Annotated in this window: 11 protein-coding genes; 7 read left to right on the forward strand and 4 right to left on the reverse strand. The window is 67.2% G+C overall.

The window, feature by feature from the left end; all coding sequences use genetic code 11:
• Positions 1-144 precede the first annotated feature (144 nt).
• Positions 145-2,760 (forward strand): helix-turn-helix transcriptional regulator, encoded by a 2,616-nt coding sequence (locus ACVBEQ_RS07735; protein ID WP_473163168.1) that lies wholly within the window; start codon positions 145-147, stop codon positions 2,758-2,760.
• A gap of 65 nt (positions 2,761-2,825) precedes the next feature.
• A complete protein-coding gene (locus tag ACVBEQ_RS07740) occupies positions 2,826-3,488 on the forward strand; it encodes a hypothetical protein (RefSeq protein WP_447152743.1) in 663 nt (220 codons plus the stop codon).
• 115 nt (positions 3,489-3,603) lie between these two features.
• On the opposite strand, the gene ACVBEQ_RS07745 is transcribed toward ACVBEQ_RS07740, so the two are convergent.
• Positions 3,604-4,233 (reverse strand): TetR/AcrR family transcriptional regulator, encoded by a 630-nt coding sequence (locus ACVBEQ_RS07745; RefSeq protein ID WP_447152744.1) that lies wholly within the window; start codon positions 4,231-4,233, stop codon positions 3,604-3,606.
• A 135-nt stretch (positions 4,234-4,368) separates the two neighbouring features.
• Here ACVBEQ_RS07745 and ACVBEQ_RS07750 point away from each other — a divergent pair, with 135 nt between their 5' ends.
• From ACVBEQ_RS07750 to ACVBEQ_RS07760, 3 genes are all read left to right on the forward strand, one after another.
• Positions 4,369-4,785, forward strand: a complete 417-nt coding sequence (locus tag ACVBEQ_RS07750) for a hypothetical protein (protein WP_447152745.1) — start codon at positions 4,369-4,371, stop codon at positions 4,783-4,785.
• A gap of 31 nt (positions 4,786-4,816) precedes the next feature.
• Positions 4,817-5,734: an alpha/beta hydrolase gene (locus ACVBEQ_RS07755; RefSeq protein ID WP_447152746.1), complete on the forward strand. Its 918-nt coding sequence runs from the start codon at positions 4,817-4,819 to the stop codon at positions 5,732-5,734.
• Between the two features lie 154 nt (positions 5,735-5,888).
• Positions 5,889-6,806, forward strand: a complete 918-nt coding sequence (locus tag ACVBEQ_RS07760; protein WP_447152747.1) for a S41 family peptidase — start codon at positions 5,889-5,891, stop codon at positions 6,804-6,806.
• 446 nt (positions 6,807-7,252) lie between these two features.
• On the opposite strand, the gene ACVBEQ_RS07765 is transcribed toward ACVBEQ_RS07760, so the two are convergent.
• The 3 genes from ACVBEQ_RS07765 to ACVBEQ_RS07775 all read right to left on the reverse strand — a co-directional run bounded on the left by ACVBEQ_RS07765 (position 7,253) and on the right by ACVBEQ_RS07775 (position 10,720).
• Positions 7,253-7,405 (reverse strand): hypothetical protein, encoded by a 153-nt coding sequence (locus tag ACVBEQ_RS07765; protein WP_447152748.1) that lies wholly within the window; start codon positions 7,403-7,405, stop codon positions 7,253-7,255.
• Between the two features lie 164 nt (positions 7,406-7,569).
• Complete coding sequence (locus tag ACVBEQ_RS07770) at positions 7,570-7,899, reverse strand: hypothetical protein (protein WP_447152749.1); 330 nt, start codon at positions 7,897-7,899, stop codon at positions 7,570-7,572.
• Positions 7,900-8,143: 244 nt separating this feature from the next.
• Positions 8,144-10,720: an ATP-binding protein gene (locus ACVBEQ_RS07775; protein ID WP_447152750.1), complete on the reverse strand. Its 2,577-nt coding sequence runs from the start codon at positions 10,718-10,720 to the stop codon at positions 8,144-8,146.
• 200 nt (positions 10,721-10,920) lie between these two features.
• Between ACVBEQ_RS07775 and ACVBEQ_RS07780 the strand changes: the two genes are divergently transcribed.
• Positions 10,921-11,748, forward strand: a complete 828-nt coding sequence (locus tag ACVBEQ_RS07780) for a class I SAM-dependent methyltransferase (protein ID WP_447152751.1) — start codon at positions 10,921-10,923, stop codon at positions 11,746-11,748.
• A gap of 318 nt (positions 11,749-12,066) precedes the next feature.
• On the forward strand, positions 12,067-12,627 hold the full coding sequence (locus tag ACVBEQ_RS07785; RefSeq protein ID WP_447152752.1) for a hypothetical protein: 561 nt from the start codon (positions 12,067-12,069) through the stop codon (positions 12,625-12,627).
• Positions 12,628-12,866: the final 239 nt, after the last annotated feature.

Genomic DNA, 12,866 nt, shown 5'->3' on the forward strand with positions numbered 1-12,866 from the left:
GACCTTGACACTGTGTCAATGTCAACCGCCCAGTTCGCAAGGGGTAGTTCACCGCGAAATCACGGAGAACGGTGGCGTGACTCGTCCTAGAATCGTCGAAACGACAACAATCTGACACTCCCGACCCGTCAGGTCAGGTGGGAGATGCCTGGAATGGTCCCGCAGATCCTGGAGAGGGCCGTTGCGCTCCAGCAGTTGCACACCGCCGCCCGGGAGGCGGTCGACGGACATGGATCGGTCGTCGCGGTCAACGGCGAGGCCGGGATCGGCAAGACATCGTTGCTCCGCGCGTTCCTCGCCGAACTCCCCGCCGGCTGCCAGGTCCTCACCGGCGCTTCGGATGACCTGATGACAGCGCGCCCGCTGGGACCGCTGCGTGACGCCGCGGCCGGGATCGGCGGTCCGCTCGAGGCTGCGCTCACCGCTGGTCGAACCGAGGACGTGTACGGCTCGCTGGTCACCGAACTGGAGCGACTGGCTCCGGTTGTGCTGGTGCTGGAGGATCTGCACTGGGCCGATGACGCCACGCTTGACGTCGTCGCTTACCTCGTTCGGCGTATCGAGACCTTGCCGGTTGCCGTGATTCTCACGATGCGCAATGACGGCTCCGCGGGGGAGCACCCGCTGTTCGGCCTGCTCGGCGCCCTCGCCGGATACCGCGTGCACCGACTGCCGCTGTCGCCACTTTCCCCGGCCGCCGTCGAGCAGCTCGCACAGGGTTCGGCATGGGCGGGTCCCACGCTGCACGCATTGACCGGTGGCAATCCGTTCTACGTCACCGAGACCCTGGCTGCTCCACGGTCGGCGGAAGTTCCTGAGACGGTCGCGCAATCGGTGGTCGCCCGGGTCCGCCGGCTCAGTCCACGCTGCCGGCATGCCCTGGAACAGCTGAGCATCGTGCCTCGGCTCGTCGAGTTCGACATCGCCGAGAACCTTCTGGGTGACGAACTCGGGGCGCTGGACGAGGCGGAGGAGCGCGGGGTCATCGAGGTCCGCGCCGACGGCATCGCCTTCCGGCATGAGCTGGCCCGCCGAGCGGTGCAGGTCAGCGTGCCCAGGCTGCGCCGGCGCCAGATGCACGGTGCGGTTGCCAGGGCGTTGATGGCCCGCCGGGAGCCGAACCTTGCCGCGATCGTCCACCACGCGCTCCAGGCCGGTGATGTCAAGGCGGTGTGCCGGTATGCGCCCGAGGCCGGCCGGGAGGCTGCTGGGGCGGGCTCGCATCGGCAGGCGCTGGCCCACTTCGAATCCGCGCTGCGCTTCGCCGATCATCTGCCGCCGATCGACGAGGCCAAGGTGCTCGTCGACTACTCGTGGGAGCTGTACAACGCGCATCGCTTCGCCGCAGCCATCACCGCCTGTGGACGGGCCGTCGACCTCTTCGCGTCGGGCCAGGACCGAGCCGGGATGGGTGAGGCCCTGGTCCGGCTGTCCCGGTATCAGTTCATGCAGGGTGACATCGATCAGTCGCTGACGACCGCCGGGAGGGCGGTTGATGTTCTGGACGCTGCCGGGTCGTCAGCGGCGCGGGCCACCGCCGCCACCTACCGGGCGTCGCTGTTGGCCCTTGCCGGCGATCCCGCCGAGGCCAGCAGCGCGCTGCTCGGTGCGGAAACGCTCGCGGTCGAAGCGGAGCGACGGGATCTGGTGTGCCTGTGCCGGAACTACGAGAGCCTGGCCCGCGCAGATCTGGATCCAGCGGGTCGCATCGAGGTGCTCACGGAGAGCCTGCAGATGGCACTGGATCAGGGCCACCACGAGTACGTCGCCCGCGGCTACACCAATCTCGCGGAAATGCTGTACCGCTACGGACGTTTCGATGAACTGCGACGCTGCGTGCAACAGGGGCTCGCCTACACCGCCGATCACGGGTTCACGTCGCACGCGTACAACCTGGAAGTGCATCGTGCGCTGCTGTTGATGCGGTCGGGCGACCTGCCCCAGTCCGAGGACGTCCTGCGGGCACTCGTGGCCGGGCGTGCCGATCCGGGAATGCTGGAGGTCTACAGCGCACCGTCTTTGATCCGGGTGCAGATGCGGCGAGGAGCGTCCGGCACGCGGGACGTCCTGACGGGTGCGTGGAACACCGCACGCGCGCACCGCTTCCTGACCGGATTGGCGTTCGCCGGGACCGCGCTGGCCGAATGGTCCTTCCTGAACGGTCGGCCGGATGTCGCGGGACAGATCCTGCAGCAGTGGTGGAAGCATGCAGACCGTCCCACTGCCGGGCCGGTGACCGCCGAGCTCCTGCTGTACTGCCGCCGCGCTGGGTTGGACGTCACCGAGGACCTGCCGCCGGACTGCCCGATCGCGATTGCCGCCGCGTTGCAGGGGGATTGGCGGGGCGCGGCTCGGGCATGGGCCGCCATGGGCGACTTCTATGAGATGGCCGTCGAACTCGGCGGGTCGGCACAGGTCGAGGAAACACTTGAAGCGATCGGCGTGCTGGACCGGCTCGGCGCGACCGCAGCAGCCACCCTGCTCCGCCGCCGGCTGAAGGACCTGGGGGTGCGAACCGTTCCCCGCGGACCGATTGCCCGGACCCGCGCCAACCCGGCAGGCCTGACGCCCCGCCAACGGGATGTTCTGGAACTGTTGTCGGCTGATATGACGAACGCCCAGATCGCCACCGAGTTGTTCCTGTCGGTCCGCACGGTCGATCATCATGTGTCGGCGATCCTGACCAAACTCGGCGTTGACTCGCGGGGCAACGCCAAGTCGGCGGCCGAATCGCTCGGGCTCGTCGTCGGCGATCATTGAATCGTCACTGAATTAGGCATCCGTTGCCTATGCGTCGCCAAGGGGCCGGGGCATACAACGGTGTGGTGAACAACTGGCCGGGGTATACGGGCAGGCGATGCGCCGGCGAGACCGCGGCCGACCTGACCGAACACCGGGTCGTACACCGCGGGATCGGCGTCGACCTGCGCCGATTGGCTGCCGTCGCGAACGCAATTGCGTCAGTCCCTGCCACCCAGCGCGACACGCGGTGGCGAGCATTCGAGGAGTACCTCACGGCGCTGGCGGTCGTGACCACGACCCATCTGCGTGTCGATACTTGTTGTCTGCCGCGACTTCTCAGGGACGTGATGGGTGTGCCACCACGGCCGGCAGGCGATGCGACATCGCGGCTGCGGAAATTGCTCGACCAGGCGCAGGAGATCGTCGGCGACCACGTCGGGCAGGCCGGAACATCTTTATCGGCCGTTCTGGGCGAGGCAGCCCAGGTGGCCGGCCGGCTGTTCGACCAGCAGGAACGGGAGTTGTTCCCGCTGATCCTCAAGTATGTGCGGGCGGTGGACTACCACCGCGTGCAGGAGCAGTTCCGTGCCGAGTTGCCGCCGGGAATGCTGGCGTTCGTTGTTCCCTGGACGATGAGACATGCCACCGCGCAGGAACTACCCGCCTTGACCGACCCGGCTCTGTGTGTGACTGCCCGCATCTTCACGCGGCGATTCGCCGGCATCGAGGCGCTCGTGTTCGGGTAACCGTCGGCAGTCTCGGCGGTTGGCCGTAACGCCCGGCATCACCAGGTTCCAGGCCTCGAATCTGACGCAACTGGCATACCTTCGGGGACCCTGCAAGATTGCCCGGGAGACTTCTTCACGTCAGGGCGGCGCGGAGGGAGTGGCGTAACCACGCCTGGTAGTCGTCGTCGTCCATGCCGGCGGACTGGCGGAGCAGCAGGTAGGTCTCGGGTGAGTTCAGCACCCAGAGCAGGTCGGCGACGGTGCCCTCGTCGAGACCGGGCCGGACGAACTTGCGGGCCACCACATGGGCGGCGAAAGCCCGGGCACCGATCCGGCGTTCATCCGCGGCGGTCCGGGCGAGCACGTCCAGGTCGGGTTCTACGGCTCGTGTGCCGTAGATCAGGGCAAGCAGGGGGCTCAACCGCGCCGCCATTTTTCCGGCGAGCGCGGTGTTTTCCTCGAGGAGTTCATCCATGTCCGCCGCTGCGGCCATCCGCAGGAACTCCGCCCGCTGGGCCATCGGCACGTCTTGGTCGTCGCCGGCCAGCGTGATGTCGTAGACGCCCTTCAGCACAGCCGCCTTGCCGCCGAACTGCGCATAGACGGTCTGCGGCGATACGTCGGCTGAGCGGGCAATCGCAGCGATGGTGGTTAACGCGTAGCCATTCTCGATGAACAGGCTGCGGGCAGCGGTCAGTACGCGCCGCCGGGTGGAACGCGCAGCCTGCTCCCGGTTGTGGTTGTCGTAAATGCGTTGCGACACGACGCCCCCTTTCAATAAAACGCACTCTACTCAATAGAGTCCGATGCATGGAAAAGACAGATCATGGCATCTCCTCATCCCACCCTCTCGCGTTCGCGCCCTACCGGCGCCTTCGACGGTCGCGCGGCGGCCTTGATGTGTGTCACGGCCGCGCTCATCTTCTTCGGCGCCGGCGCCGGGATGCTCGAAGGCCACGCCATCTACCCGTCGTGGCGAGACCTGGCAGAGTTCCCCCAGTTCGCCGCCTACCACGCCGACTACGGTCGAGCACTGCTGCCGTGGTTGCCGCTGCCCCTGCTGCTCGCGACCATCGGGAACGCCTGGCTGCTGCGCCGTCGACCCGACGGAGTGCCGCGCGGACTCGTGGTGGCCACCCTGCTCGGACAGCTGATTGTCATCGTCGTGACGGTGACCCTCGCGCTCCCTATCCAGGCGGAGTTGGCAACGGCCGGCCACACAGCGGACGAGATCGTCGCGCTGGTCGACCGGCTGACTGTTGTCGGGTATTCCGGGAGATACCCGGCCTGGCCGTGGCCGGCGGATTCATCGTGATGCTGTACCGCGCGATCCGCGGATCGCAATGATGAGTCAGCGTCCTGGCCCGCTCGCCCTTCGCGCATCGTTCACCGCAACCAGCAGAGTGACTCCGCGCCGAGCCGCTCGGCGGCCAGCCGACCTGTGGTTCACAGTCCCCGCCCGACCCATCCCGCCATCACCCGCCGACCCGCCCGGCGGACACAGCCGGATCCTGACAGGCGAGAACGGTCCGCTCACAACATGGTTCTGGGGGACCGGACCGGTCATTTGTTTCGTCCACGGCTGGGCAGGCAGAGGTCATCAGGTCAATGCTCTCGTGGAGCCGCTGCTGGACCGTGGCTTCCAGGTCGTGACCTTCGATGCCCCCGGGCACGGCGCATCGGCCATTGGCGGTCGCGAGCACAGCAACGCGGTTCAAACCGCACGGGCGCTGGTCGCGGTGACCGCCGAATACGGCCCCTTCCACGCGGTCGTCGCCCACTCGCTGGGTGCGGTGGCAACCATGATCGCGACCCGACGAAACTGGATCGATGCACGGCAATTCGCGTTGATCGCACCGGTCACCGAGGTCCGCAGCCAACTCGACAGCTTCACCAAGGCACTGGGGCTCGGTTCGCGCGCTCGCTGCCACCTCGACGACAGGGTCGGCCGGCACACCGGCCTCGGCATCGACGACTTCAGCTACTCCGGGCAGGACGCTAGCCTCCAGGGGACACCGCTGCTCGCGGTCCACGATCTGCAGGACCGCTTCGTTCACCACCACCGCACCGCCGGACTGGTCGCCACCTGGCCGGAAGCCAGGTTGATCAGCACCGAGGGACTCGGCCACGTCCGGATCCTCAACGATCCGCGAGTTGCCGGGGAGTTGGCGGAATGGATCAGCTCGGGGCTACCGGTGTCAGGGGCCGTCCGTCCCGGCCACGGGCCCGGTCAGCCGAGGCACCGAGATCCGACTCGACGCTGACAGCGCTTTCCGCACCGACCCGGGGAGGCGTTCCCATCTATTCGACAGATGGAACATGGTCGGTGGGTATCGTTCCCGTCGTGGCATTCCATGCGGATGGAACTTCGCGCCGATGTCCTGGCAGACACCACGTAGCGGAGGATCCCGAGCTCACATGAACCTCCCTGAAATGGACAGCGATGCCCGGGAGAGCCGGGCAACGCTGATCGCCGGCATCGTCCGGTGGGTGCAACGACTTGTCCCGGACGGCGATCGTGCGGACCGATTGGCGCAGGACCTGCAGTCCGCGACATGGGACGCCGATGATCACGGTGATCGGAGCCCGATCACGGAACAGACGGTGCGTGCCGTCGAGGCGGTCTGTCACCGGACGGCCCGTCATCTGACTCTGGAGCTGACCGCCCCGGGGCGGCCTGACGTCGAGGCCGCTGGGTGGCCCCCGGTGCCGCCACAGGTTGTCCAGCGTCGGGCAGGTTTTGTCAGTCGGGTCGAGCGCTACCCGAGCGGCTGCGGATTGCTCCGCATCGACGGTTTTGACGACATCACCGTGGCTGCCGACTATTTGCACGGCGCATTCGCGGTTCTCCGCGGTGTTGACGGGTTGATCCTGGACCTGCGCGGCAACGGGGGAGGGGCACCGTCGAGCCTCGCCGCCGTCGCCGAGTTCGTGCTGGGCAACGGGATCGAACTGCTGTCAACGGTCCGGTATCGGGACCGTCCGGACCGGCAGTGGTGGACGTCAGGGTCGCTGGGTTCGTCGCATCTGCCGACCGCGGCGCCCGTCGCCGTCCTGGTCGGCTCCGGCACGTATTCCAGCGGTGAGGCGCTGGCTTATCACCTGCAAACCCGAAGCCGCGTCAGGCTGTTCGGGCAGCGGACACCGGGCGCCGCCGACCATGTGACACCGATCAGGGTCACCCCATCGGTCGTTGCCCTGATCCCGGAGGGAACACCATTCGATGCTGTCAGCGGCAGCAACTGGGAGGGAACCGGTGTGGTGCCCGACGTGACCTGTCCGTCCGAGCGAGCCGAAGAAATTGCAATGGCGTGGCTCACCACCCAGCTCGCCTGACCCTGCTCAGCCCTTCGGGAAGCAGGATCCACCGATCGAGATGGCGATTCCGGCTGCTCAACGCGCCGAAAAAGGTGCGTTTTCGCCATCTCGATCGGGCGTTGGAGGGGAAGCTCCGCCGGATCGCAGCGCCGGGAAATCGTGACCGGTGCTGGGTTAGCGCTGGCGTTGGACCAGCATCAGCAAATCGTGACGCTGCCGAGGGTCTGCGTGAACCAGGGCCCTGCGCACTGCGGTATCGGCGCGATACTTCCGCGCGCGGTCGCGAAGAGAGCGGATCATGTCAATCACTCCGAGGTGAATGGTCTGGCGGACGGCTGAGCGAAAACTGCGGGCCGCAGATGATGTCGGGCGTCGACTCACCTGCGGCGGTCCTGCGTCGGTCTCGGATTCGCTTGTCGACCGGGCGTCGGTCGCGAGTCGTCGGCCGTGCGTGCTGAGCGATCTCAGGTGTCAGCCGAGCGCCTCTTCCATTCGCGCAGGAGCCCGCGTTGCTGCTTCGGTGCCCGCCTGCGGCTGCGTTCCAGGATGCGGTTCGTCTCCGCTGCATGGTTTCTCAGGTGTTGGTCGGCGTTGATCGGGTGCGGCGTGGTGAACATGGTGGCGTCCTCGGGTGGGTGGTCGGATTCGGACCGCTTCAGCATCGCTCCGACCGGCCTCACCCCACATCGGTGGGACCTACCCATCTGCGACATCCCGATGCCCACTTTGGGCGCACCCCCCGCGCGACGCCCAGCCAGCAGATGGACCGGCTGTCCGATCATCAACGCGCGGTGTACGCGCCGCTGTCAGCGTCGGCGGCCGTTACCCACTCGTCAGGTTCGACAATGGGGCGGCGCCCGGCGTACCGCAGGTGCCAGCCCAGCATGAGCAGGGTGCATCCCATGTTGAAAGCGTGCAGGAACCAGATCGGTCCGATGGGCAGGCTGAAGACGTACAGCGAGTTGACGGCGTTGCCGACGGTCGCCAGCACGAGCTGGCCGCGACTGTACGAATCAAGGTCTCGAGTGCGCGCCGCCTTGACGAGCATGGGCAGGTAGCTGCACACGAAAAGGGCGGTCGAGAAGGAACCGGCCAGCACGGCGGTGTCCATCACCCCACCTTCCCGAGTGCGGTCCTCGCCGACATCCACTAAGCATTAATGGATCTGGGTGGCCGCCGACGTCGGTGAGAGCACGAGCGGATGTCGGATGGCGGTATTGTGTGGTGGGTTTTCATGCCACGAAACTAAAAACTGGGGCGCAGTCGGCGCGTCGGGCGTCGCCCCCCAATTTTGCGCGGTTGGGTACCCCCAGGTCGGCTGGTAGGTACCAGGCCCGGCGAGAATGAATACCGCCTCAGGCCAGACCGAGCTCGGAGGCAGCCTGGACAACCGCGCGGCGGTTGGGAAGCCCCAGCTTGCTGAGCACGGCGGACACGTGGTGTTCGGCCGTCTTCTGCGAAATGAAGACCTCCGTGGCGATCTCACTGTTGGTCAACCCGCGCGCGAGCAGCCGGGCGACATCAAGTTGACGGTTGGTGAGACCACCGGGGTTGGCCCGGGTGGTCTCGGTCGGTCGCTGCGGGATACTCACGACGCCGTCCAACCGCAGTTGCCTTCGAAGCCGGTCGGCGGTTCCGTTCGCACTGAGCCGGTCCAGGATGGTCACTGCTCGTACCCGGTCATCAGGCTCGGGGGAGTCGGCCAGGGCCATGGCCTGGTTGAACGGGCTGCCGGCCGCCTGCCACCAGGTCGCAGCATCACAGTGCCGGCCGTCCAGGCTCGACCGGAACGGTTCCGGTACGTCGGCAGGCTCGGTGAACGAAACCCCGAGGCGTCGCAGCCAAACTGCCAGATTCCCTGCCGGCCAACGGGTGTCGGGTAGTCCACCGAGCTGCTCGATGCGTGCTGCGGCGTCGATGACCCGCTGATCACGGCGCCCGGTCAGCCACATCGACTCGGCCAGCACCACGTACGCCTCGATCAAGCGCATGGGTTCGTCGAGGCCCCGCGCGGCCGCCACCGTGTTCTCTGCGTGGTGTTCGAAGTCGGCGGCCCCACGGCGCATGCGGACAGTGGCGACGACGAGGTCGGGGTGGATGCATCCGGGCAACCTGGCGCCGGCCAGCACCGACTCCGCGTCCTCTATGGCGGCGTCCCACCGCCCGGCGAGCATGTGCAACGTGGCGCGGGCCGCGACGATCCACAGCCGGGCGACCGGCAGATCGCGTTTGTCGGCGTGGGCGAGGGCGGTGTCGACAACCTCTTGGAGGCCACGCAGATTGCCCTGTTCGACATCCACGAAGGCCACGGTGTCGTACGCCCGTGATGCCAGTTCGTCCCACCCCCTTTCGCGGGCAACGTCCGCCAACTCCAGGACTCTGGCCCGCGCCGCACGGTCACCGCTCATGCATGCGACCAGCTCGTTGATCATCTGTCCGGCTGTCGCGTACTCGGCGATGCCGGCGTCCGCAGCCAGGGCACTCGTCCGCCTGGCCCCGTCGAGGGCACGGGTCCGGTCGCTCGTCAGCATGACCAGGAAGGTCTCGTTGAAGACGGCTCGGACGAGGGTCTCGGGGACGCCGGCCTCCTCTGCCATCGTGACGGCCCGGGCCATATAGAGGTCGATGTTGCGGCGGCGTGCGCTGTGGTACTCGAGCACCGCCATCACTGAGTACGCCTCCGCCACCATCGTCAGCTGACCCGCAGCCTCCGACAGCGGAATACTGGCCCGCGCACTGGCGATCGCGTCCGCGATCCGGCCGGTGAGGTAGTGCTGCAGACTCAGCTGGAGGAGGAGCCCGGCGCGCTCGGCGGGTTCGGTTGTGCCGGGCAAGTGGCTCAGAGCGATCTCGAGGAATGACGCAGCCTGTGTGTTCGAGGCGGTCGCGGTGGCCTCAGCCGCTGCGGCACGTGCGTAACGCGCCGCGCGGGCCGAGTCCCGCGCCGCCAATGCATGGTGGGTCAGCACCGCCGGGTCTCGCAGGTCGAGTTCTTCCAACGCCTCGAGCAGGCGCTGATGCAACGTCACCGCACCGCCGGGCGGGATCGTGCTCTCCACGGCGAGGCGGGCCAGCTCGTGTCGGTAGGCGAGGCCATGCTCGTCCTGCGCAAGCAGGGCGGTCTCGTCCAGGCGCCGCAGGGTGTCCAGGTCCACGTTCACCAGCCGGAGCAGCCGGGCATCGAGACGGTCTGGAGCGCAGGCGATGAGCTGAAGGACCTCGAGATCGGGAAGATCGACATCTGCGACCCGAGCGAGCACCGCGTCACGCACCGAGGTCGGCAGCGGGCGCTCGGGCTCCCTGACGACCTGGGCGACGAAGAACGGGTTCCCCCCGGTGACGGCGTGGACACGGCGGGGGTCCAGCCCGGTGCCCTCGACCGCGGCGGCGACACCATCCACGCTCAACGGAGCCAACGGGATCCTGCTCAACCCGTCCTGGACGGCGAAGTCTCCCAGCAAGGCACGTGCCGGGTGACGCGCCCCTATCTCCGTGTCGCGGTAGCTCAGCACCAGAACCAGGCGCGCAGCCTCGACGCGCCGCGCCAGAAAACGCAGAAGCTCGATCGACGCTTCGTCGGCCCAGTGCAGATCCTCGACCACCAGTGCCGTCGGCTCGGAACCCAGTTCCAGGTAGAGGCGCTCACCGACCTCGGCCGGCCGGGCGTCATCCGCGCCCACGACGGCATCGACCCCGGGCAGCCCGAGTTCACGGAACGGGCCGAGCGGGCGAGGGGTCTGCAACGGCTCACACTGACCGCGTAGGACGCGGAACCCGTGCAGCCCATCCAGTGCCGCGGCGATCAAGGTGCTCTTTCCGGCGCCGCTCTCGCCGCTCACCGCGATCCCCGCACCCTGCCCGTCGGCAGCGGCCTTGAACGCCCGACGAAGGCGTTCGAGTTCGCCGTCACGCTCCAGCAGGTGCGTCGTCATGGCATCACCGTGCTAGCTGCTCGGGCGATCCGCAAACCGTTTCCCGCGCGGATGGGGGATGGCGGCTGAGGAAGTAGGGGTGTTGCCCAGAAGCAGGTGGGTGAAAACGGCGAGAGACGGGTGCTCGTCACCGATGTGCTGACGGCTGCGCTGCCGGAATCTATGGACATCCCATCCACACCTCATCGAGGAGGAACTACATGACCAGCAGCATCCAGGCGACCACACCGCTCGAGGAGCTCAAGGCCAAGCAACACCAGATCTGGAGCAACGGCGACTACGGCAAGATTGCCTGGGTAACCGTCCCGCTCGCCGAGCGTTTGTGCGACGCTGTGGAACTGCGTCCTGGGTCCTCAGTTCTTGACGTCGCCTGCGGAACGGGCCATGTCGCCATCCAGGCCGCCCGCACATTCTGCAACGTCACGGGCATCGACTACGTCGCCGAACTCATCGACACCGCGCGTCGCCGAGCCGGGGCGGAGGGCCTCACCGTCGGTTTCGAGGTGGCCGACGCCGAGGCCCTGCCCTTCGAGGAGTCGTCGTTCGACTACGTCGTCTCCGCCATCGGCGTCATGTTCACCGCCGACCACGACCGGGCGGCCAGTGAGCTGGTCCGCGTCTGCAAGCCAGGCGGGACCATCGGCCTGGCCAACTGGACGGCCGAGGGCTTCATCGGCCGATTGCTGAAGACCGTCGGCGCGCACGTGCCGCCCCCGTCGGTGGCACTGCCCCCGACGCGGTGGGGCAATGAGGATGTCGTCCGCGAGCTGCTCGGAGATGCCGTCACGGAGGTCAGCTCCCAGACGCACCTCGTGCGGCAGCGCTTCCTGTCGGCGGAGGCCTTCGCCGACTTCATGCTCACCTACTACGGGCCCACCTATACCGCCGCTCAGAAGCTCGACGAACAGCGCCGAGCAACGTTCCGGGCCGCCATCGTCGCGTTGGCGAAGGACACGAATCGCGCCACCGACGGGACGTTCGTGGCTGACTGGGAATACCGGGTGATCACAGCGGTGAAGGCGAGCTGACAGACGGCGGCGGCGCCAAGATCGGCCCTGCGCGCCGCCGCCGAACCGACGAAGGCCGGGGGCGCCGGCCGGGCCGGCGTCCCCCGGTCGACCGTCGAGGTCGACGTGCCTGTTCGAACCACCGGTGTTGCGTCGGCACCAGGTGGGAAGTAGCCCGGATGGTGATCGGTGCAACGAGAGTCCAAGAAATAGGCAACAGGTCGCGGAAACATCCGTGTTCGGTCACCGATGTGCGTCGACCGGACTCCGAGGAAGGTCGACGGGACGACGTTGAGGCGCGCAAGGGGCGGCCCGTCGGCTGACCGAAGGGATGAAGACATGACAACCTCCACCGACCGAATCCAGGACGTCCTCGCGGCGCCGGACTCGAACACGATTCGGGTGCTGCAGGAGCAGGGCCTCTTGCCCGTGTCGACAACGGAGCGGGTCTGGACGCGCGAAGACGCTCAACAGCAGCCGGCGGTCGGCCTTCTGGCGGTGATCGACCCGAAACACACCTTCGCAGCAGGAAAGATGAGCCTGTCGGTGTCCAATCCCGATTCGTTCTACACCAATGACGTCGGCGGGGATGTCGTGCTGCGCAGTCGGGTCGGCACGTTCACGAGTTTGTTCCTCGCCTTCAACGGGCTGGGATCGAACCGAAAGCTACTGGCCTGGTTCGACGTCCGGGTATTCGGCCCCGGCAGCACGTCGTTGACCATCGGCGGTACAGGGAATCCATCGACCACCGTGGTCACCAACCAGGCGACGGGCGGCCAACGTGTGACGATCCCGTTCGGCATGACGGCCACGTCTGACGGTCGGGCCTACGCCTACGTCGTGCCGACGCTCACCGGCCACGCCGGGTCCTGGTACGGGACCAGCGTCTACGGTTTCTGAGTTCGAATAACGCCTGTGGATTAGGTGCATCTGGCCGGGCGTGGCCGGCGTCGTTGGGGGTGTGCCAGTGGCATCAGCCGAGCAATCAGGCGACGGTTACGATGAGCTTCGGCAGGATGATCGGTCTGTTCGGTCACCTGATTGGACCGTGTTTGCGAGAGAGCAGCTTGGCCGCTGCAAACACCTACGACGTCTTCAGCACTCTTGACGGCTTTGGCTCGTACAACGGTCGACGGTGG

The sequence above is a fragment of the Nakamurella sp. GG22 genome (assembly GCF_052976845.2).